Origin of the sequence: Arenicella chitinivorans (assembly GCF_014651515.1) — a bacterium.
GTDB lineage: Bacteria > Pseudomonadota > Gammaproteobacteria > Arenicellales > Arenicellaceae > Arenicella > Arenicella chitinivorans.
Genome location: NZ_BMXA01000011.1, coordinates 1 through 26543 on the forward strand (window position 1 = coordinate 1; position 26543 = coordinate 26543).

Consider the following 26543-nt stretch of genomic DNA (forward strand, 5'->3'; position numbering starts at 1 on the left):
GTAACCCAGCATTAAACGCGGCACAGGCGAAGGGCAGTTCGAGTCGCCCTGTCGCCTCAATCAGGATGCGATCGGGCTGAACGAGCGCAAGGCGTTCGATGGCGATGTCCAATCGGTCTTTGGAAGTGTCGATACCGACATTGATTTCAGGTTGGTTCATGCTAAGCTACCTCTTGCTTGTTATACGGGCTTGAGTGCTGCGCACCGCGACGCCACCAGGGCCACATCCCAAAAAACTATTCGAAGTTAAACTTGAGAGATTGCTAGCGCTCCTTCTTGTTATCGGTTTTTAAAACCCGTCGCAAATCGAGCTACTAACAATGGCCTTCGGCCGTTACCGAAGGTGGGTCTCAATTTACCCGTATGACGAACATGGAGAAAGGATATTTATGTGTCGGAATCAACCATACAAGCACATCAAGAATCGCTTCACTTTGTTGCACTGGACGTTGCTGACGCTCCGCCTTTTATGTGGGCGTTAGTTTTACTTAGCTCCTTGCGCTTGAGATAGTGATACTTTAGTATTACTTTATGAAAACAGAACTAGTAACAAACCTTAAGCGACAAGCCACTAAGATCCTTTCTGACTTGCATGCTACGAAAGAACCAATACTTATCACCGAACACGGTCGTCCATCTGCGTACTTGCTTGACGTAGAAGATTATGAGGCAATGCAGGATCGCCTAAAAATACTCGAAGGAATTTCACGTGGTGAAATTGGATATTTAGAAGGTCGAGTTGCCTCACACGACCAAGCTAAGGAAAGAATGGCCAAATGGTTAAGATAGTATGGACTGATTCTGCCTTAGATGATTTAGATGAAATTGCTGAGTATATCGCTTTAGATAAAATCGGCGCCGCCAAAAAACTCATTCAGAAGATTTTTTCTAAAGTTGATCTGCTTGCAGATCAACCTGAACTGGGCAGAATGCCTCCAGAACTGCAAGGAGAGAACTATCGTGAAATTATAGTTGGCCCCTGCAGAGTATTTTATCGTGTGTTGTCCGAAGAGGTGGTTATCTTGTATGTGATGAGAAGTGAAAGACTATTGAGAATGTTTATATTAGAAGAGCGTGGAAAAACTGAAAACTAACAAGGTAAAACACTGCCGCTTCGCTCGGACGCGTTTCACGCGCCCGTGTTCACGGCGTTAGGCGTATAAATGATGACCCCAATTTACGAGTACTTATCCAAAATAGAAAAAAAGATAAGAGAGTTGTCACCCGAAGATTTTAGAAAAAGGACTAGAAATGCTAAAGAGCTTGTTGAGCAGCAGCTTAATCAAGGACACCCACTTTTGAGGGGCACCTGCTAGAATTTGCTTTTAGCTCCCAAAAAGATTGTGAGAAAAGGTGTTCAGTGGACTAGCTGGAAATACGCATGACCGATGAGTTATTCAGCAAGATTTGGAAACCTGGTTGCTGAGAGATTGTCGCATGTGCTCGTCGGCGAGGCACGTAACGGCAACCTCTCTCGCCGTTGCTATTTTTTAACTCGATAGCCATAAAAGTCGACGTAAATAAAGTTAGAGATTCCGGTTCCATATCCGCCACGGTCATAAACATCGATGCTCCAGTCCACTTCAGAGCTGGTATCAAAAAGGTAGCCAGTACCAAAATCGATCACGCTGTAGGTGTCGTTTGGAACATGCCAAGTTCTATTTAAAGATGATGCCGTGCGCGTACGAATCGCAACACTGTCACGAGTTGCCGGAAAGTTAGCGCGAAAGTAGACGTGCATCGAGGTGATCACGTATGCAAAGGTGCTGTTGGTGGTGAATAATGGCTTGATGTCAGTGGTCTGGCTAAACGCCATGCGATTTACCAATACGTCATCTAACTGGATTGGCTTTAACTCGCTACCGCTGCCGATCGGCACGACAACAACTTTGTTCTGCGCTATTGCCACGCTACTAAAAAGAAATAGTGCTGATATAAAGATACAACGTAATTGACTATTCATGTGCTTCCTCAAGAAGTATTGTTTTGAATTATGATGTAGAGCGCTCAAAGGTGTCGCTGCGTTCAAAGGCCCTTGACAGCAAACTATTGGAGAAACCAATTTCCTATGCGCTCCGATACGATTCGTTATTCAGTATATAGACCGTACAAGCCCAGCCATATCCTCCAAATAGGTGATTATTCTTTGATCATGTAGGCCGTGATTATCGGTAGATATGGGGTAGATATGGACACCCACTCTCCAAAAAAAAGTTTGAGGTAGGTTTTAATCATTGGATGCTCGATTTCTGTAAATCAGTCGAAGTCTAAGCCTAGATTGCCAAAAGACAGGGTGATTTGAAATTTAAATTGTCCTAAAACTTGCTTGAGGGTAAACGCCAGACGAGCAGAACTCTCACTCACGTGATACTGGCGTAGCTACGATTGTTTTTGATTTAAGGTCGGCTAAATGAAGCTGACGTTTCCCTGGTTGGGTAGCTGCGGCACACACGGCGATCGATATGTTCACTCCCAACCCAACTCTGAAATCGCGACTCAAACTCTGTAGTGAGGATTATCCAGGAAGCCATATCTAAATCTAGCCGTTGAAGAATGGGCGGAAAACGGTCTGGAATTGATTCGCGCATGTCAGGCCGGATACATCTCCCGGTCCAGTCGACTAAATCGAGATAGTCTTTTAATCTGTAAGGGATGCCTATTCCATGCTCCGTTATTCCAACAAATTGTTCTAATCCGGAGCAATCTGAAATACCTTGTTTCAGCATTTCGATTCGATACTTGATGGCAGTGTGGTCAGATTCTTCGGGCGAGTTTGCCATTTTGGCTCGAATGGGATTTAGGTCCACATAGGCCATACAGGACAGCAGCGCACGCTCATCCAATAAGGCCTGGCTTTTAAACCTTCCCTCCCAGAATCGCCCAGTACACCTGTCTTCTTTGTTGGCTTGCCGAGCAATGGACTCATTCACGATGCGCATAAACCAGGAAATATCCATCAAGCGTCTTCGCCAGCATTTGATATCTCGCCGCAGCACGGCCCACTGCTGTTCACTCAGTGCTTCACCAGCCAAGAACCGTTGTGAAAACAGTGTGCCACAAAAGAGACGACTCCATCGCTCGACCACGTCACGCTCAGACCACGCATCGGCGATATCGGGCCGGACATGCAACACGACATGGTAGTGATTGCTCATCACTGCATAGGAGCAAAGTTTGATCGCGAATAGATGTGCCGTGCGACGAAGCTTTAGTTCCAACCAATCACGACGGTGTTCATAGCTCTTCGCAGTCACTCGGTCATAACCGCATAGATAGGCCCGCCGAACACAGCGAGAAACACAATGATAGAAAGGTGTGTCATTGATTGACACCAATTGTTCACGAGGGAGCGCCATCCTTGCCTCCTGTTTCAATCCGTTGAGTTAATAAGGTCTCATAGACTTAGGCAGAGTTCAAGAGTTAAGAGGGTGTCCATGAACAAGCTTCCGTTTCTCTATTTATAGGTGGCAGCAATTCTGACTATGCTTATATTAAAGCGTACACCAAGTAGCCCCACTCGTAACAAAAATAAGCATGGCCACCGACATCTAGAACAGCAAGATCGTCGTTATATCGAGTTCGTTTGCCCATGGATTACCACTCACAGTGAATACGCCAATTTTCATGAACCGTGTCGGGCAAACTCAGGCCGTATCATGGGAGGCAGCTGTCTATGATTGGGAGCCAGAAGACGCAGACGACATTATCAGCTACTTTTTTGATAGTCGAGCGGGAGCCTCGTGCGAAATTCCTATTTTACTTCTAGGCGAGCGAGAGCGCTTAGAGGAGGGGCGTACCCGCTGTGACACAGCCCACTGACTAGTATCCATTGCCGGTTTAAGCGGAATATGGCTGGGAACACTAGTCTCTACTTTATGAACGGTTCGCCGCTCTCGAGGTTTGTCTCCGGCGTGCCATTCTGCTGATAAGCCAATACGGCTTTTTTTACCTACTCGCCTGCGAGAAAATAGATCAGCTCTCATCTCACTTAACCTAGATGGCATTATTTCATAAGTGTTAACATCATGCTCGTTATATACCCTTTTTAGGGGTTCCAAAACTTTAGCTGACCGCTCGGCATTCTTTTCACTAGCCTTGGTATAAATGGCTTTTTGAATTGAACTGTGCGTCATCGGGCCAGTGTTAGAGCTGTTTCTGATTGTTTGGCGATCAGTAAAGTATACTCCTGGCCCAAAATGTGCGCTCGTTTTAGTATCTAGCATTGAAGGATACATAAGATCTTTTTGCTTAATACTGTCTGCCCCTGCAGCTGTACTAAAGTGAACCATGTCCCCTGTGAGCTTGGGGCGAGAAAAAACCAGCGAATCACCCTCGATTCCAATCCTAACCGGGCCTCTTTGGCGCGGGTCCGAATGCATCAATTGTGGCGGAGGTAATTCCTGGTTTAAAGGCAAATTCCGCTCACTAATCTCTTGCATTGTATTTGCTCGACTACTATCTCCCATGATGGTTTCGATTGCTTTTCTCCTCACAAACGGGGTCTGCGGCGATTTAAGAGCTCGCCGCATCGCGCCTTTACTCATGCTACTGTCCTTTATGCTTCCAACTTCATTGCGTAATTGCATTGTGGCCTCAAATTGATCTGTTATTCCCTTCAATTTAGCAACGTGTTCCGCACGTAATCGAGATAATTTGTTTCCCCCATTTTCACTAGACATACATCCTCCTAATTAGCATTACCCAAACGTCATTAAAATCGAGGCGTTTTATTAGTAGCAACGTTTAATGATTACTTCCAGTATTTCAAAGCTAAGCGTTCAATTCAAACCGAAAAAGTGAATATACCTTCCTACTTTCTAGTAAACACGGAAAGACACTCAAAAAAAGAGAGGTTTTGGATTGGATTTAGTATTTGGGTGAATCGTTTTTTCTCAATAGCTGGTAGGACGACCCTGGAATGCTGGAGGTCTAGGTATTTTGCGGATTACATTTGCGTCTTTATATGTCTGTGGGCAAACACCCAGCGAGCGCTATCCTCACTGGCGTGATGATGACTGGTGTTCGGATGTTTATGCGTTTAGGGTCGGCTAAGCGAACAAGACGGTTTTTGGGCTGCTATGCCATGGCACACCCGTCGTTCTATATGCTCACTGCTAACCCAGCTCTGAAATCGCTTCTCAAATTCGGTGGTGAGAACCGACTAAGTGCCAGCATCTAAGTCAAGTCGTTGAAGAATAGGCGGTAGCAGGCCAGGAGTAGAGCCGCGTCTGGCAGGCAGAATGCATCTTCCGGTCCATTCGACAACAGCTAAGTGGGTGTCCATGAACAAGCTCATCTCCATGAACAAGCTCATCCTCACTGGCGTGATGATGACTGGTGTTCGGATGTTTATGCGTTTAGGGTCGGCTAAGCGAACAAGACGGTTTTTGGGCTGCTATGCCATGGCACACCCGTCGTTCTATATGCTCACTGCTAACCCAGCTCTGAAATCGCTTCTCAAATTCGGTGGTGAGAACCGACTAAGTGCCAGCATCTAAGTCAAGTCGTTGAAGAATAGGCGGTAGCAGGTCAGGAGTAGAGCCGCGTCTGGCAGGCAGAATGCATCTTCCGGTCCATTCGACAACAGCTAAGTGGGTGTCCATGAACAAGCTCTCGTCGATCGAACCTTACTTGAATAAGACTTTTTTGGCCCCAGTAGCGTTTAATGAGAAAGTTACTGTTGCTCATGGTTCTCGCATGTTCGTTACTAGCGGAACCTCAATTATCGTTTGCCTCCGATTCGGTTAGTCCACGGCGGTCGGCACAAGAAATCGAATCCACGGTTAAACAGGTATCCAATGTGTTGGCGCAAAACTATGTGTACCCTGAGGTTGCGTTGAAGATGAATACGTACTTGGTTCAGCAGCTTGAAGCTGGGAAGTACGATCGCGTTCGTACACTTAAGGAACTACTCGGTGTACTGGAGGCGGATCTAAAACAGGTTAGCGATGATGGTCATATTGGGTTGTTGTTAGCGGATGAGGCAGCGGACAGGTCGAGCGTGATTGTCCCGACAACTGATTCTCAACTCGAGATGGTTACGGAGACAATTGCTGCTGAAACCCGCCCTGCAATCGCCTATCTACAGATTAATACGTTTAGTGGTCACCAGAAGACACGGGAAAATCTGATTGAAGCAATGGATCGAGTCTTGGCGAGCGATGTGCTTATTATCGACCTGCGTAACAATCATGGCGGGGACCCTAATAATGTTGCCTTACTAAGTTCCTACTTCCTGGAAGAAAATACTGTTCTTTGGAGTATTTTTGACCGCGAAAATAAGCAGGTCATAGAACTAAGGAGTGTAAAAAATGAGAAGCGCTACTTGGGTGATTTACTGATTCTGACTAGCCATGAAACCTACAGTGCCGCCGAAGCCTTTGCGTATACCATGAAGCATGCTGACCGCGCGTTCATCATCGGCGAAACCACTGGTGGCGGTGCACATCTTATCGACATGATACGCGTAAACGATCAATTAGATATGCGCGTTGCAGTCGCCAGAGCCTATAATCATGTCACCAAGACGAATTGGGAACGTGTTGGCGTCATTCCACATATAATGGTCAATGCGACCGAAGCAAAAAGCGCGGCTATTGTGTATGCGAAAAGCGAGAGTAGACGATAAGGTTGCGTTGATATTAGTGGGACACAAAATTGGACACCCACTCCAGAATCATAAATTGAATAGCAAACCGCTAAATGAAAACCCAAATTGCATTATTTGACGCCCATTCCTTTGACAAGGAGCTAGTGGACTATCGATTAAACTCTGAAGAGTCTCCATTTCAATATACCCTTTATAAGTCGGGCGACAAGCCCGTGGGAGCTGATCTGGTTTTTATATCGGATGAGTTAACTCAAACGCGATTGCCGCATTTCTTTCCTCGCCGAAAGCGAGTTGCATGGTTGAAAGAAAGCCCAGTTCATACTCGTGAGATCGATGCCGAAAGCCTGATTAGGAATTTTGACGTAGTCATCACGCATCGTAAAGATTTAATCCAGCTAGGTCCTCCTTTCTACCGGGTAGATTTTTCTGCAAACTGGGTTTATCCGAGCAAAGAAATTCCCGCGCTGAAGTCTAAAGAAAAATCAGTGTCGTTTATTGGTAGCATCGAGCATATTCAGCAGCATGGTTATGTTTTACGCCAGGAAGTTGCCACGAAGTTATTAAAAAGGAGTGATGTAGATTGCTTTGGCAAAGGAATTAATCCGATTGGATCTAAGTTAGATGCATTAAGTGATTATCGTTTCTCAGTGGCTATGGAAAACACTCGAGAGGACTATTATTACACCGAAAAACTTATAGATTGTTTTTTAACCGAAACCATTCCAATTTACTGGGGCTGCCCCAGCATTGGTGAGATTTTTGATCTGCGCGGAATAATTACCTTCAAGACATTGCCCGAGCTTGAATCGATCATAGACAATTTATCTCAAGAGCAATATCAAGACCTTTTGCCCTACGTTCAGGAGAATAAGAGAAGGTGCCAAGAGCAGCGTCTATCGGATTACGATAGATATTTAGAGCGGTGTGTTGAGACTGCGATGACACATCGAGGTGGTACGGGCAAACCGCTTAGGGTGTGGCAACTATCAAAAGCTATGGCTGGGCTGCGAAGCCTTGGTCTTGACAAATTAGGACTTTAGGTTGGTTCAGTTGACCTAAATCGTTACTTACTTGTGGTGTTCGAAAAAAAATGGAATGAAGAAAAATTCTAGTTTGATTTTCAAGTATGGTAGTTTACTAACTCTCTAGAGGGCTCAAATTTAGTTGAGTTGGTTTTTAGAGTGACAAGATTGGCAAGTCGCCAACATCCCCGTATTTTTATTCCATAATGCGTCCATGAAATTATGAGTACCGCTTCAGACCTACACAAGAGTCAATACTCTCAAGATAAGTTTATTGATGAGTACCTCAAATACAAAGAAAATGGAGTTTTTCTTGATATTGGCGCACATGACGGAGTGTTTTTAAGTAATAGCTACTTTTTTGAGAAAGTAAGATTTTGGACGGGTTTATGTGTCGAACCAAATCCGCGGTTGTATAAAGATCTGGTCAAAAATAGAGATTGTGCTTGCTTAGACGGCGCAGTGTCAGATAAAGAGGGAATGTTTGATTTCTTAGATCTCGAAGGTGTCGAAGCGCTCGGTGGGTTGGTAGATAAATACGATCCCTTACATAGGCAACGCGTAGACCGGGATTTTGAAAAGTATCAAGGAAAGTCGAGAAAGATAATTCAAGTACGTTGCTACGATATTAATAAAGTTCTTGAGGAAAAAGGAATGTTTCACATTGATTACTGCAGCATTGATACTGAAGGCGGGGAGCTCGAAATTCTAAAATCTTTAGACCTAGATCGTTTTTTCGTTGCCAGTTTTACGATAGAAAACAATTACCCGAGTTTAGGTTTTGTAAAACGGGCTACTCATCGAATGCGAGGTACCTCAATAGAGGGGTACTTAGCCAAGAAAGGTTATCGTTTGGTTGAAAAGCTTGGGTGTGATGAAGTCTATGTGCATCGTTCCATAATTATCTAAATGAACTAGAGATATGGACACCTAGAGATATGGACACCCACTCAATCATTACCCACTCAATCATTACGAGCCTTGCAGTAGAGGAAACTAAACATAGGTTTTCACTATGCGGGTCTTAAAGTAAGACGGATACGACTAAATCGTGGTTACCTTGTGAGAAAGCGGGTGTCTAATTATGTGTTTGTTGAGTTGTAATTTGGGTTTTGTATTGGGCAAGGCCACCAAAAAACATCCACTGTGTGTGCCACCTACAACGAACAGTCCGCCGCTAAGTGCGCTTCTGAACTTACTGAATAAACGCAGCTTCGATCACCGGCACCAACGCAGCCGTCGCCAATGTGCGAATAACTAAAAAATAGATTGCTGGTGTCTAAGACGGAGCAGCCACCACCACCCGAATTTACCCCGTTCAGTATGTTAATGGTGCTGTAGCGACCGCTGGTGGAAGCGTTGTTTCTTGAATAGAGTCCCCAGGCTGCGTTAGTGCCACTTAATTTTGACGCGGCAGCGCTAGTGCGTTCCAGTGATGCAAGGGATGACTCGTTATAAACTGCGGCGACGAAAGTGCCGTTTCGCACGTTAATCGTCGTGTCGGTGATGCCAGCCGAGCCTGCGTTAAGATAGGTGCCGATACTGAAACTGGTCGCGTTTCTAACGTTTATCGTCGTTTTTCTGAGCGTCAAAGGTGATTGGTTGGCGTAAATTCCGTAGTTATTGGGACCTGAAGCACGTACATCGATATCCACATTGTCTATGACGGTCGGACCATTGGCATAGATACCCGTACTACTGTATTGCCCAAAACCGTATTGGATTATCGATAAATCGCGAATGGATACGCGACTGCTACCACCGCCAGACGTGGTGACGACAGCAGAAGCAGGCAGGTTAGTGGCCCCGTAACCCGCTTCGAGAATAGTGACATCAACGCCCGAACCTGCGAGGTGGACATTCGGTTTTATCTGTAGTGGCTGTCCCATTGTGTACGTTCCTGGCCCAATAACAATCAAGTAGGGGTTTAACGAACTTGCGTCGGTGATGGCGGCCATTGCATCCATTGGGTTGGAGAAGTCCGCATTGTCGAGCCCTACCGTGACGATATTCTTGATGGTCTTAAACTCAGCAGTACCGTCACCCAAAGGCACCACAACAACCTTGTTATGAGCAAAAGCGGCGTAGTGGAGTGTGAATAAGATTCCACAGGCGACAAGCATAGTTCGTGTTTTCATTTTATAGCCTCAAGTAGCTTAAGGCGCACGGGTGCGCAGGGTAGTCATGGGTAACGGCACTCTAGCGGCTTAAATGTGTGCCGACAAATGGCCGTTTGGCCACATAGGCAGGTACATCATGTTTGTAAGGCTGGGAAGTAAGCGACTCCCAGCCTAATCGTTCGCGAAGTGCCTACTTGTCTTGACATACGTCTCGGCCATTCTGGGACTTATAATCCCAGCCGATAGGACATACCGGAGTTTTATGCTCGGTTTCTTCCTTGGTGCACGTGTCCGCACCAGACCGAATTGTGTGCCGATAGCTCCCAGGGCATTTAACGCCGCGTGGTTTTTTGCCTTTTACTGAGCGGCACTCGTCTTCACCGCGTTGGCTATGCGGTCCGGTCCAGTTTTTCTTCTTATCACCGAGCTTGAGTTTGCACTCCAAAGGTTTTGACTTTGTCACTGTTCGGTTACATCGGTCTTTGTTTAACGGGTTACGTACTTCATACGACCAGCCTGAGCCAGCGGGGCACTCCGTTTCAGCAGTAGCTCGACAATAGTTTTTGCCCACACCGAGCGTGCCTACAATACACAGCCCGCTTCGGCAGTCGCTGTCTTTACCACACACGCACATGCGCTCGTCTCCGGTACCCTGACACTTACCCGTCTTGCACTCCTTATTTTTGTAGCACGCGTTGCCGAGGTTGAGTGAGCCGTCGATTAGACAACGATTCTCTTTGCCAACGCGCTTGTTACAAAAACTACCTGGTCCGCACTCATCGTCTGATTTGCAGCCTCGTGCAGCGGGAGCAGGGTCTCCCTGCCAAACTGCTTGGCCAGCAGCACAGGAGCTGGATGGCAAACGCCCGCTTCCTTGACTATTCCAGTAACCGCGCCCGGTGTATGTGCCATTGTATGGATTGACTTTGACTAAGTTCGAGCTGGCATAGGTGTCGCAGGTTTTACCTTCTTTACACATATGCACTTCGAAGTGGAGGTGCGGCGCGGTGGAGTAACCGCTAGATCCAATTCGAGCGATAGGTTGACCACAGCTGACTGAGTCGCCGACTTCCACCAGTGATGAGTTCTTCTTTAGGTGGTAATACTCGGTATAAATGTCATCACCGTGATCGATGATAATGGTATTACCATCTAAATCGGGGCCGTTATTGCCATGGCAGTCTGGCTGTAAAAATTGACCTGTGTCCTGACTTTTCGGTTTGGCTTTACAGCGGTCATACAGATTTTGCACCACTTTGACCACCGTCCCTTCTCGTGCCGCAACCACAAAGTTCCCAGGCCGATCCATTTGTTTGAATCCATCTTTGAGCATATAGTCGGTGCCTTTGTGGTTGCTGTAGCAGTGTGGTGGATTTTTGCTGCCATCAAAGGCCAAACAGTTATACCCTAAACCACGGCTGCGGTCGCCAGTTCGCATGTCGGGCGAAAGCGGGCCTTTTAGCGGATTTAACGCACTTGTGCCTTCATCGATTAGGGTGCGATCCTGGACTGGGAATCGAAAGAGTTTCTTGGATAAGTCAGAAACAACGAACATGAAATTACCGCTGCTTTCTTTTCGATATGACACATTTCGATTGCCAATGCGGACTATGCTCAATGTCTTATCATTACTGAACGATCTGTTTTCGACGGCTTGAAACGTCTCACGGCCTACCGCTTTTCCTTCTATGCGAATTTTCAGTACAAAGGTGTCCGTGCCGTCGAAGACATCAAATTCAAAGCCGTAAGTTTTATTGTTCTTTACGCCGCCATTCTTATCGATGGAGAGAATTTCATGCGCTTTGGTGGCCGCGATCGAACGCTCACCTTGCTCCCAATACTGAGATGCCAATGAAGTATTGGTCTGACGTAGGTTGAATTGTAACTCGCTGAGTGTGTTGTTATACACATACACGCGAGTTTTACTGTGTGCCTCCGTACACATTGCCAGGAGTAGGCACAGTGCAAACAGCCATTGGTGTTTAATACTCATAATATACCTCCATGGTATCGTTTTGGGTGATGTTGCCAGACGGCAAGTCACAGAAATTACTTATCTTGGCAAACGTCACGTCCGGATAGACTTTTGTAATCCCAGCCGATAGGGCAAGTCGGTGTTTCGTGGTCGGTGACGCTTTTTGTGCAGGTGTCTGCACCGTTGCGGATGTTGTGCTTGAAACTACCGGAGCATTTAACGCCTTTGGGTGCTTTTCCTTTCTTAGATCGGCACTCGTCCGCGCCACTCTGTGCATGTGGTCCAGTCCAATTTTTGGCCTTATCAAGCGCGCCCAATTTGCACTTTAACGTCCCCGTTTCGGTCGTGGTCTTGGTGCATCGATCCTTGTTTAGCGGATTACGAATGTCGTATGTCCAACCGGAGCGGCACGATGGGTTTACCGTAGCGCGACAGTAATTTTGACCTACGCCGAGTGGGCCTTTGATGCAGAGCCCATTATCGCAATCGTTATCATTGGCACACACGCACATGCGAGCTTCGCCTGTGCCCTGGCATTTTCCGGTCTTGCATTCTTTGTTCTTATTGCACGCTTCACCAAGGTCGGCGCTACCATCAGCAAGACAACGATTTAAGCCAATACGTTTATTACAGTATTGCCCGCGGTCACAGTCCGTGTCTTTCGAACAGATTTGGGTTAATACGTAGCGTGAGGTGGCAATGTAGTGATAAATACTTCGTGTTTCCGTGGCGCCCGATACGCACATTTGATACGACCGCGGGTCGAACGATGTGTAGTCACCGTGTTCGCAGCCATTGTCTTTTGGCGTTCCCTTCGAATCAGTTGCACCATATTCATCGTCTAAACCGAAGGCATGACCAACTTCATGCCAATACGTGGCATCGGTAGTCATGGTGGAAAAGTTGTTAAACTGGATGAGCGACGTCTTGTAAATTTGGTTGCCGCCGTAAGGCATGAATTTGGAACCAAATCGAATGGTCAGATAATCGGAATCTTTCAGTAGGTTTTTAACGGAAGAGGAAAATTCATCATCATTAAACCCCTTCAGTAATAAGCGTAGTTTGAAATTATCTGGCTGACTCCAATACGATTCGGCAGTTCGTACAAAGTTGGCAAGGACCCAAGTTCTGGCGCTGCTGGGCGTCAGTACCACCTTGCTGTTTGGATCAGGTCGCCAGGCTACCTGCATCAACTCGTCTACTCGACACCCGGTCTTCCAGGATGTGCCGTTGTAGCTGTACTCAATTTTGCCTTTCGAAATGTGTTTGTTCGCGCGGTCGCGTTTACCAGAATTTGCCCCGTTCTGATTGTCGTATTTATGTTCCTTACCAGGAAAGAAGGTCGTGTCGGAACAGTGCGTCTCTGCGATCGGTTTGGCATCGTCCTTAACTGACCAGACGGTGTTCGGGCCGGTTCCCGTAGACTTAAGCTGATTGAAATCATAGAGGTGCCACGCGTGGTTCTCTTTGTCACTGTCGGTGTAAGTCGGGTAGCTTTTCGACAAAGAGCCCATGTAAATATCAACGCGATTATTCACCACATCATTTGTGATCGGGTCATAGGGAATCGTCATTGTCCAAACACCATTACTTTTTGATAGCACGTATCGATACTTTTGTTGCGTAACGATGTTGCCGAAAAAGTTGTATTTGCCTTCGATGAGCTGGGCCTTTAAGTTTGGTTCAAACAACACATCCTTTTGTTGGGCATATTCAGACTTGGTGAGAATTTTTTTGATCTCATCGCCTTTGGTATCTCGTTTACGGTTGCAAGTTACTAACTTTCGATTCCACCCTCGATCGCCACGATGATCGTTCGTTGGGAACAAGGCCTGGTGCAAATCCGCTTCAATACGTGAATCTGTGTCGGATGGCGCGGAGCGCGTTTGGATTTCATTACACAAGTTGGCGGATGCCGTGTCGACGGCGAAAAATAATAGGCATATGCTGATGACTAGGTGTTTTAACGGCATGAAACAATCTCCTTGGTTCACATGGTTAGTTGAATAGTCGGAGCGTTTTCAATCCGTGGAGAGGTTATTCCCTGAAATTGATCTTGTGCAGTTCGGCGAACTTGCCTGTCTAAGTTGAATCAGCTCCATGTATGCAATCGTTATCCCGAACGGATTGCATTGATTCCTTGCAAGGAACAGAACATAACACAGCCGAGATGCGAGAGGTTACGGGCCAAATGGCCCGCCATGTAACAACCTAGTTCGGGAAAAAAGACTATTAGTGGATATTCAGTAGACATGGACACCCACTGCCTACGAGCAGACATGGACACCCACTGCCAGCAGACATGGACACCCACTGCCTACGCCCACTGCCTACGTATTGGCAATTCTCATGCGGCTGAGAAGAGCACGCTCAATCCGATGGAAAATCATTGGCTTAAGAGAAATAGTCTCTTTAGATCAGACAATAAATGCACTTAATGGAGTGCCTTGTGGATTTGGGGTGGTTAGAGAAGTAAAGCGTGAAAATTGGCACCCTTAAAAATTAAGTGGTAATAAGAGACTATGGTCCCCTTTACGTTTTAGGTCATAGAGTCGTCGCAATACATTAAGGTTTTCATTATCGCCTTTAGCGTAATCTGGTAAGGACTCAGCTAACCCAACACTATTGATAGTAAATTGGAGTAACTTGAGTTTGATAGACAGATTTTGCTCCGTAATTTGCCCAACATCGCTAGTTTGCGAGCTTCAAAGTTTGTGCAGCCTAGAAAGTAGTCCCCAATTGGGGATTACTCGGTTGACTTTGTACGGATACAATTGCTTGAAAATAAACCCTGTTCTGCAAAACCACCCATTTTTTACGCCATTTTCTGATTAGGATATTCAACTAAATTGTCGACTGAAAGCACCTCGAACTCATGAAACACAAAACGCTGATTTTGTTACTTTTGATGTTATGGAATTCCCATAGTTTTGCGCATGAAAACACCGTGGTAATTCCGTTGCACGACGAAGACGTTTTCATCACCACACCAAGCAACCCGGTTACGCCAGAGGATCGGTCCATCAGTGATTTTATTAGCATTAATGGGCTTGTCTATGATGAACGAACCCAGCTGGCCTGGCAAAAAAGTGATGATGGTCAGCAAAGAACGTGGCAACAGGCGTTCGAATACTGTCGTCTACTGCGGGCGGCCAATCAAACAGCGTGGCGGTTACCTACCGTGCGTGAGTTGTACTCCATCGTTAATGTAAATAGCGCAAATCCCGCCATTAATACCGATGTCTTTAACAGTACCGCAAACGATGGTGTGTATTGGACTCAAACGCGGGACATAACAATCAACCCCGCAACGAATACCGGAGTCAAGTTCTACGCGGTGACATTTGGGTTAGGCGGCGTTGTGTCAGCACGCGATAATGATTTAGAGGCGTTTGCAGACAAACATTACACGCGGTGCGTGATTTGAGATTGATAGGATGACTAAGCTTAAAAATCTGGCTTTTCGAACTCTACTTTTAAGCGCTTGTTCGGTTTTGATGTTGCAGACTTCGTATGCACGACAAACTCTCTGGGACACAGGCAAGGGATCGAAAATTGATGTGGTGACGGGATTAATGTGGCAATACCCATTTTCGCTTACCAATGTTAATTGGTCTTCGGCTGAAAACATGTGTTCGTCTTTGTCGCTATCAGGCAAGTCCGATTGGCGACTCCCAAACATTAAGGAGTTAATGTCGGTGCAAACACAAATCGTTGCGACATTTGGTTTCTGGTCGAGCAGCGCTGTTCCAGGATTTGCAGATAGACGAAGAGCCATGTCATATGCAGGCCAACCAGTCAACTTACTCACTACTACATTAAACAATGTTGTTTGTGTTCGAGACACATCGCATGCAAATTGAAAAATTACCCCTGTTTGCAAGCTCAACCCTGTACAACATCAGGCGATTTGCATATGCCAAACTGCTGCTTTGCTGTTTTCTGGGTTTGTCGGGGGCTGCCAATGCAGACAATACGGCAGTTGTAATACCGTTCGCAGGCGACACAATTTATCCCCAACCACCCACACCAGTTGTACGAGATACACCCCCTTCAAGTAATTATCAGATTAACGGTGAAACGGTGCTCGACCTTAGCACCAATTTCATTTGGCAGCGCCAACGCTCTGCCGCCGAAATGACCTGGAAAGAAGCGGTTGATTACTGCGCCAGTTTACAAATTGGCGCACTCACCAGATGGCAATTACCCACCATTGAAGAGTTCATAACCTTGTTTCGCTTTGGCGCTAGCCCAATGATCGATACATCTGTGTTTACTTCCGGCGCCGTTGATTATTGGACCACGTCTTTTTCAGCGAAAGACATTATTGCTGGATCGTTTTCATCCAAGAGTCGTTGGGTTGCAGATTTTAGTGGTTTACACGTGGAGGGCGTAATAGCTCGCTCATCACTTCAATCGACCTACGATCGGCACTATGCAACTTGTGTGCATGACCCAATTCGATAGCTAGCCTTCATTAGGAGCTTATTGTGCGTATTTTGCTAACGTTGCTTTTTGTTTTCACTTCTTTGAATTTCGCTATGGCAAACGAAGTATTCATCGATAATGATGATCAAACGATTACCGACGTAGTCACCGGGTTAACGTGGCAAAAAGCAAAGCCCAGCACTCCTTTGAGTTTTCCAGCGGCGCTCCAAGCATGTACTAACTTAGAGCTCGGTGGACATCGAGACTGGCGTCTGCCAGAAGTAAAAGAGCTTCTGTCTATCGTTGACTTTAAACGTTATGATCCTGCAATCAATACACTTTATTTTCCATCGACCAGCGGCTTGTATTGGATGCAAACAAGCGACAATGGCTCAGTGAAAAGACGAATTCTAAAAACCAGGTATGGGTCTATCTCGGAAATTATAGAAATGGGCAACCCTTACTATAACGCGGTATTAAATTTTCGTTGCGTGCGCTAAATTTGGAAGTTAATTGAATCTTTATGTCTGCCAGCATGCAAAGAAAGTGAATTCCGTTTGTAGGGCCATCGTAACCAGTGTTTGATCAAGAATAATGACAAAACGATCATTGCGCTGGCTTAGGGTAGATTAGATCGCTAAGCGTTATGGTGCCAGGTTGGAATAAGAGAGATGCCAAGTTAGGTCAGCGCAAGGAGCACGACAAATACTAAGACAGCCTCTGCCGCAAAAATTATTTCCCATAGAACATGGATTCGCCACGGCTCTCAATCGTGATGGCAAGCGCTCGTGAATGGCAGTAGCAATAGGAATAAGCCTACAAGCCGATGTATTTTATTCTTTATTAATAAAATTCCGAGTATGGATACCGTCGAAATATGCGTATATATACTGAAGATTGAGCAACGATTCAACGTTAGACTCGTCAGGGGTTAGTCTATAAGGTGGAATTGTCAAATTGCAAAACGATGACATCGTCGCTGGCAACAGCCTCGTTTACCGTATCATTTTGTTGTTGTGCACATAACCAGGCTGGAGAATGTCTGAGATCTTAAGAGTCAATAGTACAGACCGCTCACGCCCCAGTGAGGCTGAGCTGGTACACATGCTATACGATGCGGTAATTGATAACTCCTTATGGCCTGAAATGATTTCAGAACTGATGGAGCACATTGATCGCCCTGAACAAGGGCAGTTCTCCGCAACATCTACTAACCACGCAGACCTAATTATGCATTTTGAGCGCGCGATGCGTTTGAGTGAAAACATCGTCGGTTTGCAAGAACAAAACTCAACTCTTGGGGGCGTGCTTGATAGTTTGGCAATTGGTATATGTGTTTTTGACCATTCAGGTTCACAGATTTACTCAAACCAATCTGCTCAACGCTCTGGTTTAAGTGGTAAGCGATTGGGTGACCTAAATTCAAGTGCACGTGGAGCACTGGAGCCCGCATCGCAAAACCTACCCAAACTGTCACAGTTTGAAGGTACTAACGTTGCATTCATTGAAGCCTCAAAGATCCGCAATGCTTCTTTGCCATCAAATGCTGCAACCTTAGCAGTTTCTTTACCAACGCTGTCGAAAAGTAGTTTAGAGGACTTTCGTAAAGTCCATTATTTGTCCGCGTCTGAGGCGAACCTTCTGTGGGCACTCCACCATAGTCGCAATCTTCGCAAAGCAGCCGAGCAAAGTAATATCACCTATGAAAGCGCTCGAACCTACTTGAAAAGGATCTACTTAAAAACTGGGTGTTCTGATCAGTCTTCATTGCTTTTGATGATAGAACGTAACCCTCTATCGATAATCAGACGAAACGACGACAGAGTTGAAGACAATAGCCGAGTCCGCAAAAATTTTCTTCTTAAGGATGGCCGCAACCTTGAGTATTTTGACTTAGGCCCAGAACAAGGAAAACTGGTCTTGCACTTTGATGCCTTAACAGGCGTTGCCATTGATATTCTAGGTATTCCTGAAGTATACCTTCCTCATCTTGTCGAGCTTGGCTTACGTATAGTTGTGCCATGCCGGCCAGGAACGTACAAGAGCGACTATCGACCAATGACCGGGTTGTCGGAATTCACTGATGATGTTTGTCAACTAATGGATCACCTAAACGCAGAACGTGCGGTATTGTTGTCGCAGGCATTTGGCTCCTGTTCGGCCTTGGCTTTTGCAGCTTCCGCATCAGACCGTGTTGAACAAGTTATTCTGTGTGCACCAAGCTATCCCAAACATGAGCCACAAGACTGGCGTAAAATGGATGTTTTTTACATCATCAGCGGTGTAATCGGGCGCCGTGCTCCCTCCTTGCTAAAAGCCATCGTTCCTTACCTTATGCGCTCGGTAATGCAAAATACGAGCAAATATTTAAAACGACATATCTCTAATTCTAAATGCGGCGCCGATATTGCAGTACTATCGAGTCCGACAATTCAACGACGCATTCCTGAGATGCTCGCCCTGCGGACTATGTTGGGCACCGATGGAATCGTACAAGAAAATTTTTTGAATACGCACGGCTGGGATTTTGACTTACGTAACATTTCAGCGCCAGTACACGTGTTGCAAGGCGAGCAGGATAATGTGTCGGACCCCCAAGGTAGCCGTAAATTGGCCGCTGCTTTACCGAATGCGTTTTATCATTCCCTCGCAGATTTAGGTCAATATTTACTGTTCACAGAATGGCCTTGGATACTAGAAGCTTGTACTTCAACGACGCCAGCAAAAATCATAGAGATAAACGTGATGCGAACCTTCGATACCGGTAGCGTATCTGCCGAGTAATTGATTCCCCAAACGTCAAAAAGCGGAGCTTGAGTTATTCTATATAGAACAGTGGCCCCCGACTTTTTGATCCCCAAAAAGGGCTTTTTGTTTTCATTACTAATCGTCCATGATGCTGTATAAATAAACAGTATATTTTAAAAATGCCGTTTTATACAAGCCTAATCTAAGAATATTTACGCGCGTATATTTTTATCTCGATTGAAAAAAACATTGATAAACAATAGCTTACAAATCCGTTGTCTAGAATAATGCGCACTGCTACCATGATATATGAGCACGCGCATTTACACGGAATCAATGGAGAGTAGTATTGAACATTAAGTTAGTAAAAACAGTCACTTGCAAAGCAAAGTGTAGAAACCTTGTCCAGTGCAAACGCGCATGCACAGAATTAAGCTGTTAGCTTTAAAATCAAAAAACCATGAAGATAGGGCTACTGAATAGGTGTTGTACTTTTAAAGAAGCCACATGTTTAAATCTGCAGTCATGCCCCGCTGAGGCGGGAAGATAAAAATCAGATAATCTGATAAAGCAGAAAAGAAATAGGCCGCGGTAAAGTTAAGTTGCGCGCGCTGAGGCGCGGAATATAGTACAAGGTAAATTGGTTTAATGCTTTGTCAGTAAGGTGTTCGTGCCGCTTGAAGCGGCTAAATATCAGGTTTAGTATGTTGGTATACGGCTAAAACTATGTATTACACACAGTCAGCTAACAATGCAATCTACCTGACACCAAAAGCGTCGCTGGTTTAGTTTTCCACTCCGCTTCGCTACATTATAAACTAAACCAGCGCCACTTTCGGTGCAGGTAATTGCGGCGTTATGAAGATTAAGTACAGCCTACCAACCAAGGTCCTTTTCTCCATTTCTCTTGGATTCTTTCTAGTGGCTGTATCAATACTGTTTTTACCAACTATTAAGGCAAATGTAATTGAGACAAAATCAGCCTATTTTGGAGGTAATGGTTACAGTGGCATCCCTAGAAAGGGGGCGAGGTCTACAAATGGTTCAGCGTTGTCGTTTTCTACGTATGAATTCAAGCTAGACAAGGATAACTATGAGGGTTGGGGCTTGGCCGAAAAGTATGATGGCAGTACAGTAGAGATAAGGTACTTACCAATAAATCCAGCTATTACATTTTCATCAAGTATGCCCTACCTATTTTTTTCAATCTTCTTTATGTTTTTAGCTATTGGTGCCAGAAGCGTTGTTATCTGGGCTACAAAAATACTTAACAGAAGTGCTTCATAACAAGTTTGCCAAGTTCACTTCGTTCGTTCCACTCACTGCGCGGGACGCGTTTTCAACGCGCCCCTTGCAAAGGCGTTAGCCGTTTAGAGAGAGTGACGTGGAAATATTGAAATTCGTAGCTCATAGCAAGAAAGCGATAGGGATAGCGAAAAAGCAGGGCTGGCTCCCTGCGGCTAGATATACGAATATGCGGGATGTTAAGACCTTCGATTTCAAGGGCGTTGGTTTTCTAGATATCGATTGGAAAAAATATCAGTTTAATAAGCATTTAGAAGTTGCTGAACGCCATCGCCCCAAGATAACTATGGCAAGGGATGTAGAGTGTATTTTTCAGCTAGATTCAATTCTTAAAGAGGCCGAGCAATTGCTGGCTTACTCTTCGCAGGTTGCTATTGTCCCTAAAGATCCTAATTTAAATGGCAGGCTTACTGAGCTAATACCTAAGGAATTTATCTTGGCGTACAGCGTCCCTACAAGGTACGGTGGAACAGAGGTCTCAATTGAAAGTTTTGAAAGGCCTGTTCATCTTTTGGGTGGAAGACCGGATACGCAGCGTGATTTAGCCGATAAGCTAGTTGTATATTCTTTGGATTGTAATAGATTTACTTACGACGCACGTTTTGGTGATTACTTTGATGGTGAAACATTTAGACCGCACCCAGAAGGTGGCTACGAGAATTGTTTGAAAGACTCCATAAACAACATTAACGCCTTGTGGAAAAATTATGAGGTGCATGAAAGCGTTAGAGAAATGTATCAGGCAGCGATATGACTGAAAGAGAAGAGTTGTTATTGAAAATGTATGACCAGCTTTTCAACGATATTAATAGACATATTATGGTTGTATGGCAGAGTGTGGGCGTCCTTGTCGGGGCCTTTGCAATATTCGCTTTGGTTGAAAAAAACGTGGTGCCAATAGATATCGCTTCAAGTATTATTTTGCTGCTATGTTCCTGGTTGATCGCGCACTTACTAGATGCTTCATATTGGTACAATAGAAACTTAGTAATGATTGCAAATATAGAGCGGCAGTTTTTAGATCGCAATGATCTGAAAGAAATACATTATTATTTCGGTGTACACCGGCCAAAAAATAAAATGATTGAGCACTTAAAGTTGCAGTTTTCGTTAGGTTCCGGATTGGGTGCCATAGTCCTGTTTTATCATTTATCTGAAGTAATTATCCCTGCAATTCAAAGCAAGGAATCAAGTCTAGAAGTTATTAATGCCGTTCCATATATTCTAGTAATCTCTGCCGCTTGGTATCTTATGGACTTAAAGCGAAAGCTGGTAAAAAAATATGAAGAATTTTTGGCTAATTCTCCTGGCAAAGACATTGATGCTAGTGATATTAATTATGGAGTCGGTCATGGTCATTGACTTGAACACGGCTAACAAATCAATGCAGCCGACCGCTAAAGCGTCGGCTGATTGAGGCGTTAGGTCTACTACAGCTCATGACCGAGGAGCATCATTTAATAATGCTGTTCTAAATGAAGTTCATCAAAAGGCTGTGTGTATCGCCCTAGGTTGCTAAATTAAAAGACAATAAGGAAGCTGGCCAAACCCGCCTTTCGATGTTACCGTGAGACGGACCTCACGCTGGTGACCCGAGGTTCAATCAGACGTTGAGGTCCGTCTCACGGCAAAGCAGGGAAGGCCCGCCTCACTATTTTTTGCCTATTACTTGGAAATCAAAATTAGGATAGAAAGATGGCCATAAGCGAAAGTAGTAGCAAAGTAAGCGATAAACTGGAAGAAAGGAGTGCTTTGAGACCTAACAAGAACTTGCAGATGGACGCGCCTGTCGGCACGCCACTGAACACATATCGTTAAATGTACTGGCAGATGAATTGCATTGACCTAAAGCCCGCAGCAATAATGATCTCTATATGCCTCCTAATTGGTTGGGGCATACAGTACTTCACGGGGTTTTACTGGCTAACGGCAACGTTGCTGGTAGTGATTGCTGTTTTAGTTAATGGTCTCATCATATTCAATGAGGATCTTGATGAAGGTGGCTTTGATCATCAAGAGGGAGTAACTGATACGCCTGAAGCTAGAGCTGAGCAAAGTAAGGCCAACAAGATTCAGGCAGCAATAATTGTTCTACTTATCATAGGTGCGGTGTGGTCATACATTTAACAAGGGTAGGCAAAATCGCCCGCATAAAAGCGCGGGCTGGACTCGCTAGCGCTCGCCTTTGCTACCGGCGTTAATTACACGGAGGATTCATGATCGTTTTTAAAGTCGAGTTAAATGGAGAAAAAATAACAATTGCAGGCAGGGAAGACTTGTGTGTTTTAAGTGCGATCGTCGGGGCTTCTGGTGTATTGGGTTCGGAATCTGTGGGCACAAATACTGAAAAACAAAAGTCAGACCTCATGCTTACTGTTGGTGGTCTTAGCGCCAGAAACGAAGAAGACCAAGGAACTCATTATGATTGGGCTCCTCAAAAAATATTATCGGTTGGTGATCGCGTAGAAATTACAATCCTCGAACAAGGTAACGCAGATTTACCCGTGAAAGAAAAAATTGCTAAAAGATCTGAGATCGCTGAGAGAGCGTTTTGGGAAAAGTCCAAGAAATTTTACTTTGAACACAAAGAGAAGTATGAGAAAGATAATTAACAAGGCTGGCCATAAAACCGCACCTTCGGTGCTCGGACACTCACTACGTTCGTGCCCATGCCAGAGGCGTTAGTTGTATTAATGGCTGGTATAAAAAAGTTGATGGGAATTATCGGTTGGTTTTTATCAGGCTGGTCAATACTTGCTTTAGGTACTTATTTGATACCGCAATACCTTTTGATAAAAGAGGGCACTGCGATACCAGGTGAATATCATCTATATTTAGATGAAATAGTGACAGAGAAAGAATCAATTGAAATGCTATTTTCTGGAGTTGTTATTTTGGTTTTTGGGGCACTACTAATTTGGGTGTCACGGCGAACAACTAACAAGTCAAAACACTATCACTCACTACGTTCGCTTGGACGCGCAAAAGACGCGCGCCCGTGTTTGAGGCGTTAACTCTACCTAGATAATGGATACGATAAACATCGAAAACGACATTGAAGAACTGTTAGAAATTCCATTGGCTTTGAGCTATTCCAGTTTGATAATCGAGATTCTAGCATCAGTAGTGATACTGGTTGCTCTAATTTTGATTTTTAAAAATAGTCAGCGGCCTGGTAGGATTATGATGTTGTTTGGCTATGTTTTTAGCTTGTTTTCATATGTTCCGCTAATGATGTATTTTCTTTCAACGGATGGTGGTGGTCAGAGCGGGGTATTGGCATGGTTTACATACTATTTGCCAATGGCAAGTAGCATGTTTATGTTGGTTGCCTGTGGAGGCCTATTAATGTTTGCATTATCTTTCAAGAATGAGAGTTAACAAGCTTAAAAACTTACATTCACTACGTTCATTCGGACGCGCAGAAGACGCGCGCCCGTTTTAAGGGCGTTATATGCATTCATGAAATCGATTTTTGTTGAATTTAGGTTTTGGTTCTTTGTCGCGTTAGAGATCGTATTAATTAATGGGTTCTACTTCTTCTTACTTCTCGGCAGCGTCTCTTACCTCTTAGGTATTAAATGGCCTTATTATTACGTTCCAGTCGTAACTGCCTCCCTTCATTTAATTATGAGAATTTACCTCTATAAAAAAGGTAAAAGAATCATATTTGGCAGATATGCATAAAATTTCGAAACAAGCATATAACAAGGCAAAACACTGCCATTCGCTACGCTCACTCGGACGCCCACTCCGCGGGCGCCCGTGTTCACGGCGTTAAGTGTACATGGCTAAACTCCTTATTGTTTTCTCCGCATTCTTACTTTGTTCATGTAATGGAAAGTTTGACTCTTTTCATGATTCTGCATTTAAGCAACCATCAGAGAATGTAATTGTTTTAGCTTCGAACTCTGAAGTCTCTGATAATCTGTTTAGAAAAGAATATTCGTGGCTTATTAACGCTAAAGAAGATCAAGACTGGTTAGCCCAAGTAAGTTCATATTCGTTTGAGAAAAAAGAATATGAATATCAATCAATGCCTACGTTATTGACGAACAAATTCCCTGAAGTATTTTCTAAAAGTGCTGAATTTCAGTTATATCTGGTTGGCGAAGGGCCAACAGGTAGAGAGCATTATTTACTCACAGCAAAAGACAATGATCATGCCATTTATTATATCGCTACGATTTAAGACACTTAACAAGGTCAAGAACTACCGCACACTACGTGTGCTCGGACGCGCAGAAAACGCGCGCCCGTTTTAACGGCGTTATATGGTCATCTGATGGAAAGTGCTGAAGAGTTAAAGAACAGTTTAATCTCGTTATTTCCATTTTTCGCAGAGGAGTTGGTGGAAGAAGAGCCAGAAGAGTTCGAATATCGAGAGGAGCTAAATCATCATCATGTCTGGAGGTGTTTTAGCTATACGGCGTCAAAGGAGTTGGTCCAAGCTGAGATGAAAACAGTTAGATTGCTCTCAGAATTAATAAACAAAAGTGTTGCTGCTGGCGGTCTGGTAGAAAATGCGGTATCTACATGTTTTCTTGAGCATGCATCTCAAATTGGTGTTAAAAAAGTGCTAAAGCCACATCTATCGCAGCTAGCTAGGCAAGAACTAAGGTGAAAAAAGCGTATAACAAGGGTGGCCAATTCGCGGCTATCGCCGCGGGACTCGCTTTCGCTCGCCCTTGCCACCGGCGTTATATGCATTAATACTATGATTGAAAATCTTCCCCCAGTGATAGATTCATGCAAGCTCTTACTCTATGCGGATACGAGTTCTGATGTTGAGTTTACCGATCGAATTAATTTGCATGTAGGAAGCTCTGATGGAGAGTTTATACGAGTTGGAGAACAGCCATATTTGATTATTGCTCAACCATACTCGAATCAAGATGAATATTTATTGATGTTCTGTAATTCGTCTTTAGAGACAGTAGGTGTAATTAATTTTGCTTCACTGCATGAAGCAAAATTAAAGGCTGAAAAAGGATATAAAGGTATATCTGATAAGTGGAAGCCGTCACCTTTTACGGAGGATGAAGTTTCAAACTATCTCCGTGATGAATATGAAGTTGATCCTACTTCAGAATGGTGGAAAGATGAATGCTCTTTCTGCGAAAAGTCATCTGGTCTAGAAATGCTTATTAAAGGAACTAAAGCCTCGATATGTAAAAGCTGCATAGAAAGCTTTGCGAGTGAAATAAATGAGAACATATAACAAGGCACAAAAGTGCGCCTGCGGCGGGACGCTCACGACTTCGCGCCTCTTTGCTAGGCGTTAGCTGAAAAAATTGAGACAAGCAGAATGAGTGAAAATAAAAAAGAGATTCAAGAAGGGCATGAAGCTGTAACCTTCGCTGAATTTCTAGAAAACACACCACCGTCATCTTTGACGGAAATAAATGATCTCGTTGAAGCCACTTACTATCAAAGTGGTGGAATATCTGGTTACACTTTAGCTAAACCGGAAATTCAGTTGCACTGTCCAAACGATAGTTGCAACGGAACTCGTTTTTTTCGTTGCACCACAAGAAACTCGATTTCTGTTTCTGAAGATTTCTCTTTCGAATATATCTCTTACATTTGCTCAAATTGTAGGCAGACCGAAAAGACATTCTCATTAGCTTTTAAAAGACAGGGCGGTGAGGGTATTGGTTCATGCTACAAGTTTGGTGAACGCCCCCTTTATGGGCCACCGACACCATCCAAATTAATAAAACTTATTGGCCCAGACCGAGATACCTTTCTTAAAGGTAGGCGGTGTGAGAACCAGGGTTTGGGTATTGGGGCATTTGTTTACTATCGGAGAGTCGTAGAGAATCAAAAAAACAGGATTCTTGATGAGATTATTAAGGTGTCTGAAAAGATATCAGCCCCTGCTGAAAGTATTTCTGCCCTCAAAGAAGCAAAGGGAGAGACACAATTTAGCAAAGCACTAAGCTCGGTCAAGGATTCATTGCCACAAGCTCTTCTTATTAATGGCCACAATCCACTAACACTATTGCATTCAGCGCTGAGTGAAGGGCTTCATAATCAAACTGATGAATATTGCTTAGAGGTCGCTAGTAGCGTCCGAGTGATACTTGGAGAGCTATCCGAAAGACTGGGGCAGGCGCTTAAAGATGAGGCAGAACTAAACCATGCGTTATCCAGGTTGTTGCAGGAAAATTCAGCTAACAAAGCAAGTAAAGGGACGCAGTAAACTGCGCCCCTTCTTGCGGCGTTAGGTATATATGATTGCTGTTGATAGTAGATACTCCAACTATAAAGCCCCACTTCTTTATAAAAAGTATTTTTGGGCTAGTCTTTCTGAATTCGAACTGAAAGCACTC

28 protein-coding genes are annotated in these 26543 nt (G+C 44.6%); 22 read left to right on the plus strand and 6 right to left on the minus strand.

Translation table 11 applies throughout. The annotated features are described in order from the left end of the window. Window positions 1-531 precede the first annotated feature (531 nt). Window positions 532-789: a type II toxin-antitoxin system Phd/YefM family antitoxin gene (locus IE055_RS17505; protein ID WP_189402992.1), complete on the plus strand. Its 258-nt coding sequence runs from the start codon at window positions 532-534 to the stop codon at window positions 787-789. Beyond that, window positions 777-1094, plus strand: coding sequence for a type II toxin-antitoxin system RelE/ParE family toxin (locus IE055_RS17510; RefSeq protein ID WP_113956004.1), 318 nt, complete (start codon window positions 777-779; stop codon window positions 1092-1094). The genes IE055_RS17505 and IE055_RS17510 overlap by 13 nt, the downstream gene beginning before the upstream one ends. 389 nt (window positions 1095-1483) lie before the next feature. Here the strand turns inward: IE055_RS17510 and IE055_RS17515 are convergent, their stop codons facing one another. The 3 genes from IE055_RS17515 to IE055_RS17525 all read right to left on the minus strand — a co-directional run bounded on the left by IE055_RS17515 (window position 1484) and on the right by IE055_RS17525 (window position 4679). Further along, window positions 1484-1963 (minus strand): hypothetical protein, encoded by a 480-nt coding sequence (locus IE055_RS17515; RefSeq protein WP_189402993.1) that lies wholly within the window; start codon window positions 1961-1963, stop codon window positions 1484-1486. A gap of 433 nt (window positions 1964-2396) precedes the next feature. Then, the gene (locus tag IE055_RS17520) at window positions 2397-3356 is read right to left on the minus strand and encodes a transposase (protein ID WP_189402994.1); all 960 of its coding nucleotides are present in this window, start codon (window positions 3354-3356) and stop codon (window positions 2397-2399) included. A gap of 354 nt (window positions 3357-3710) precedes the next feature. Then, complete coding sequence (locus IE055_RS17525; RefSeq protein WP_189402995.1) at window positions 3711-4679, minus strand: hypothetical protein; 969 nt, start codon at window positions 4677-4679, stop codon at window positions 3711-3713. A 603-nt stretch (window positions 4680-5282) separates the two neighbouring features. Between IE055_RS17525 and IE055_RS17530 the strand changes: the two genes are divergently transcribed. From IE055_RS17530 to IE055_RS17545, 4 genes are all read left to right on the plus strand, one after another. After that, window positions 5283-5498: a hypothetical protein gene (locus IE055_RS17530; RefSeq protein WP_229794357.1), complete on the plus strand. Its 216-nt coding sequence runs from the start codon at window positions 5283-5285 to the stop codon at window positions 5496-5498. A 167-nt stretch (window positions 5499-5665) separates the two neighbouring features. Further along, window positions 5666-6628 (plus strand): S41 family peptidase, encoded by a 963-nt coding sequence (locus IE055_RS17535; RefSeq protein WP_189402997.1) that lies wholly within the window; start codon window positions 5666-5668, stop codon window positions 6626-6628. Between the two features lie 74 nt (window positions 6629-6702). Continuing rightward, complete coding sequence (locus IE055_RS17540) at window positions 6703-7650, plus strand: glycosyltransferase family 10 domain-containing protein (RefSeq protein ID WP_189402998.1); 948 nt, start codon at window positions 6703-6705, stop codon at window positions 7648-7650. Between the two features lie 204 nt (window positions 7651-7854). Then, a complete protein-coding gene (locus IE055_RS17545) occupies window positions 7855-8541 on the plus strand; it encodes an FkbM family methyltransferase (RefSeq protein WP_189402999.1) in 687 nt (228 codons plus the stop codon). Window positions 8542-8789: 248 nt separating this feature from the next. Here the strand turns inward: IE055_RS17545 and IE055_RS17550 are convergent, their stop codons facing one another. From IE055_RS17550 to IE055_RS17560, 3 genes are all read right to left on the minus strand, one after another. After that, entirely contained in the window at window positions 8790-9770 is a 981-nt protein-coding gene (locus IE055_RS17550; RefSeq protein WP_189403000.1) for a hypothetical protein, read from the minus strand. A 172-nt stretch (window positions 9771-9942) separates the two neighbouring features. Next, entirely contained in the window at window positions 9943-11745 is a 1803-nt protein-coding gene (locus tag IE055_RS17555) for a M23 family metallopeptidase (protein WP_189403001.1), read from the minus strand. 56 nt (window positions 11746-11801) lie between these two features. Next, window positions 11802-13700 carry a hypothetical protein gene (locus IE055_RS17560; RefSeq protein WP_189403002.1) on the minus strand — a complete coding sequence of 633 codons (1899 nt, stop codon included), beginning with the start codon at window positions 13698-13700 and terminating at the stop codon, window positions 11802-11804. 902 nt (window positions 13701-14602) lie between these two features. On the opposite strand from IE055_RS17560, the gene IE055_RS17565 reads away from it, so the two are divergent. The 16 genes from IE055_RS17565 to IE055_RS17640 all read left to right on the plus strand — a co-directional run bounded on the left by IE055_RS17565 (window position 14603) and on the right by IE055_RS17640 (window position 26413). Continuing rightward, a complete protein-coding gene (locus IE055_RS17565) occupies window positions 14603-15154 on the plus strand; it encodes an Lcl C-terminal domain-containing protein (RefSeq protein WP_189403003.1) in 552 nt (183 codons plus the stop codon). Between the two features lie 70 nt (window positions 15155-15224). Next, entirely contained in the window at window positions 15225-15590 is a 366-nt protein-coding gene (locus tag IE055_RS18135; RefSeq protein WP_373299258.1) for an Lcl C-terminal domain-containing protein, read from the plus strand. Further along, the gene (locus IE055_RS17575; RefSeq protein WP_189403005.1) at window positions 15580-16194 is read left to right on the plus strand and encodes an Lcl C-terminal domain-containing protein; all 615 of its coding nucleotides are present in this window, start codon (window positions 15580-15582) and stop codon (window positions 16192-16194) included. The genes IE055_RS18135 and IE055_RS17575 overlap by 11 nt, the downstream gene beginning before the upstream one ends. Before the next feature lie 74 nt (window positions 16195-16268). Beyond that, window positions 16269-16655 carry an Lcl C-terminal domain-containing protein gene (locus tag IE055_RS17580; RefSeq protein ID WP_189403006.1) on the plus strand — a complete coding sequence of 129 codons (387 nt, stop codon included), beginning with the start codon at window positions 16269-16271 and terminating at the stop codon, window positions 16653-16655. A gap of 730 nt (window positions 16656-17385) precedes the next feature. After that, entirely contained in the window at window positions 17386-18939 is a 1554-nt protein-coding gene (locus tag IE055_RS17585; protein WP_189403007.1) for a bifunctional helix-turn-helix transcriptional regulator/alpha/beta hydrolase, read from the plus strand. An 822-nt stretch (window positions 18940-19761) separates the two neighbouring features. Beyond that, the gene (locus IE055_RS17590) at window positions 19762-20190 is read left to right on the plus strand and encodes a hypothetical protein (protein ID WP_189403008.1); all 429 of its coding nucleotides are present in this window, start codon (window positions 19762-19764) and stop codon (window positions 20188-20190) included. A 97-nt stretch (window positions 20191-20287) separates the two neighbouring features. Further along, window positions 20288-20962, plus strand: a complete 675-nt coding sequence (locus IE055_RS17595; RefSeq protein ID WP_189403009.1) for a DUF6610 family protein — start codon at window positions 20288-20290, stop codon at window positions 20960-20962. After that, window positions 20959-21570, plus strand: a complete 612-nt coding sequence (locus tag IE055_RS17600) for a hypothetical protein (RefSeq protein ID WP_189403010.1) — start codon at window positions 20959-20961, stop codon at window positions 21568-21570. Before IE055_RS17595 ends, IE055_RS17600 begins: the two co-directional genes overlap by 4 nt. A 456-nt stretch (window positions 21571-22026) precedes the next feature. Continuing rightward, window positions 22027-22335, plus strand: coding sequence for a hypothetical protein (locus IE055_RS17605; protein WP_189403011.1), 309 nt, complete (start codon window positions 22027-22029; stop codon window positions 22333-22335). A gap of 89 nt (window positions 22336-22424) precedes the next feature. Further along, entirely contained in the window at window positions 22425-22820 is a 396-nt protein-coding gene (locus tag IE055_RS17610; RefSeq protein ID WP_189403012.1) for a hypothetical protein, read from the plus strand. A gap of 57 nt (window positions 22821-22877) precedes the next feature. Next, entirely contained in the window at window positions 22878-23222 is a 345-nt protein-coding gene (locus tag IE055_RS17615; protein ID WP_189403013.1) for a hypothetical protein, read from the plus strand. A 13-nt stretch (window positions 23223-23235) separates the two neighbouring features. Continuing rightward, the gene (locus tag IE055_RS17620) at window positions 23236-23589 is read left to right on the plus strand and encodes a hypothetical protein (protein ID WP_189403014.1); all 354 of its coding nucleotides are present in this window, start codon (window positions 23236-23238) and stop codon (window positions 23587-23589) included. Between the two features lie 406 nt (window positions 23590-23995). Further along, window positions 23996-24400 (plus strand): hypothetical protein, encoded by a 405-nt coding sequence (locus IE055_RS17625; protein ID WP_189403015.1) that lies wholly within the window; start codon window positions 23996-23998, stop codon window positions 24398-24400. A gap of 93 nt (window positions 24401-24493) precedes the next feature. After that, window positions 24494-24832, plus strand: coding sequence for a hypothetical protein (locus IE055_RS17630; protein ID WP_189403016.1), 339 nt, complete (start codon window positions 24494-24496; stop codon window positions 24830-24832). Between the two features lie 93 nt (window positions 24833-24925). Beyond that, complete coding sequence (locus tag IE055_RS17635; protein WP_189403017.1) at window positions 24926-25429, plus strand: ClpX C4-type zinc finger protein; 504 nt, start codon at window positions 24926-24928, stop codon at window positions 25427-25429. An 87-nt stretch (window positions 25430-25516) separates the two neighbouring features. Next, window positions 25517-26413, plus strand: a complete 897-nt coding sequence (locus IE055_RS17640; protein ID WP_189403018.1) for a hypothetical protein — start codon at window positions 25517-25519, stop codon at window positions 26411-26413. Window positions 26414-26543 lie beyond the last annotated feature (130 nt).

What these genes read in the sequence shown, in the direction of transcription:
- IE055_RS17615 (WP_189403013.1), top strand. Translation starts at nt 22,878, where the DNA reads ATGCCAGAGGCGTTAGTTGTATTAATGGCTGGTATAAAAAAGTTGATG.
- IE055_RS17605 (WP_189403011.1), top strand. Translation starts at nt 22,027, where the DNA reads ATGTACTGGCAGATGAATTGCATTGACCTAAAGCCCGCAGCAATAATG.
- IE055_RS17585 (WP_189403007.1), top strand. Translation starts at nt 17,386, where the DNA reads ATGCATTTTGAGCGCGCGATGCGTTTGAGTGAAAACATCGTCGGTTTG.
- IE055_RS17630 (WP_189403016.1), top strand. Translation starts at nt 24,494, where the DNA reads ATGGAAAGTGCTGAAGAGTTAAAGAACAGTTTAATCTCGTTATTTCCA.
- IE055_RS17525 (WP_189402995.1), bottom strand. Translation starts at nt 4,679, where the DNA reads ATGTCTAGTGAAAATGGGGGAAACAAATTATCTCGATTACGTGCGGAA.
- IE055_RS17520 (WP_189402994.1), bottom strand. Translation starts at nt 3,356, where the DNA reads ATGGCGCTCCCTCGTGAACAATTGGTGTCAATCAATGACACACCTTTC.
- IE055_RS17635 (WP_189403017.1), top strand. Translation starts at nt 24,926, where the DNA reads ATGATTGAAAATCTTCCCCCAGTGATAGATTCATGCAAGCTCTTACTC.
- IE055_RS17600 (WP_189403010.1), top strand. Translation starts at nt 20,959, where the DNA reads ATGACTGAAAGAGAAGAGTTGTTATTGAAAATGTATGACCAGCTTTTC.
- IE055_RS17510 (WP_113956004.1), top strand. Translation starts at nt 777, where the DNA reads ATGGTTAAGATAGTATGGACTGATTCTGCCTTAGATGATTTAGATGAA.
- IE055_RS17565 (WP_189403003.1), top strand. Translation starts at nt 14,603, where the DNA reads ATGAAACACAAAACGCTGATTTTGTTACTTTTGATGTTATGGAATTCC.
- IE055_RS17515 (WP_189402993.1), bottom strand. Translation starts at nt 1,963, where the DNA reads ATGAATAGTCAATTACGTTGTATCTTTATATCAGCACTATTTCTTTTT.
- IE055_RS17620 (WP_189403014.1), top strand. Translation starts at nt 23,236, where the DNA reads ATGGATACGATAAACATCGAAAACGACATTGAAGAACTGTTAGAAATT.
- IE055_RS17625 (WP_189403015.1), top strand. Translation starts at nt 23,996, where the DNA reads ATGGCTAAACTCCTTATTGTTTTCTCCGCATTCTTACTTTGTTCATGT.
- IE055_RS17575 (WP_189403005.1), top strand. Translation starts at nt 15,580, where the DNA reads ATGCAAATTGAAAAATTACCCCTGTTTGCAAGCTCAACCCTGTACAAC.
- IE055_RS17610 (WP_189403012.1), top strand. Translation starts at nt 22,425, where the DNA reads ATGATCGTTTTTAAAGTCGAGTTAAATGGAGAAAAAATAACAATTGCA.
- IE055_RS18135 (WP_373299258.1), top strand. Translation starts at nt 15,225, where the DNA reads ATGTTGCAGACTTCGTATGCACGACAAACTCTCTGGGACACAGGCAAG.
- IE055_RS17580 (WP_189403006.1), top strand. Translation starts at nt 16,269, where the DNA reads ATGGCAAACGAAGTATTCATCGATAATGATGATCAAACGATTACCGAC.
- IE055_RS17555 (WP_189403001.1), bottom strand. Translation starts at nt 11,745, where the DNA reads ATGAGTATTAAACACCAATGGCTGTTTGCACTGTGCCTACTCCTGGCA.
- IE055_RS17560 (WP_189403002.1), bottom strand. Translation starts at nt 13,700, where the DNA reads ATGCCGTTAAAACACCTAGTCATCAGCATATGCCTATTATTTTTCGCC.
- IE055_RS17505 (WP_189402992.1), top strand. Translation starts at nt 532, where the DNA reads ATGAAAACAGAACTAGTAACAAACCTTAAGCGACAAGCCACTAAGATC.
- IE055_RS17640 (WP_189403018.1), top strand. Translation starts at nt 25,517, where the DNA reads ATGAGTGAAAATAAAAAAGAGATTCAAGAAGGGCATGAAGCTGTAACC.
- IE055_RS17590 (WP_189403008.1), top strand. Translation starts at nt 19,762, where the DNA reads ATGAAGATTAAGTACAGCCTACCAACCAAGGTCCTTTTCTCCATTTCT.
- IE055_RS17545 (WP_189402999.1), top strand. Translation starts at nt 7,855, where the DNA reads ATGAGTACCGCTTCAGACCTACACAAGAGTCAATACTCTCAAGATAAG.
- IE055_RS17550 (WP_189403000.1), bottom strand. Translation starts at nt 9,770, where the DNA reads ATGAAAACACGAACTATGCTTGTCGCCTGTGGAATCTTATTCACACTC.
- IE055_RS17530 (WP_229794357.1), top strand. Translation starts at nt 5,283, where the DNA reads ATGAACAAGCTCATCTCCATGAACAAGCTCATCCTCACTGGCGTGATG.
- IE055_RS17535 (WP_189402997.1), top strand. Translation starts at nt 5,666, where the DNA reads ATGAGAAAGTTACTGTTGCTCATGGTTCTCGCATGTTCGTTACTAGCG.
- IE055_RS17540 (WP_189402998.1), top strand. Translation starts at nt 6,703, where the DNA reads ATGAAAACCCAAATTGCATTATTTGACGCCCATTCCTTTGACAAGGAG.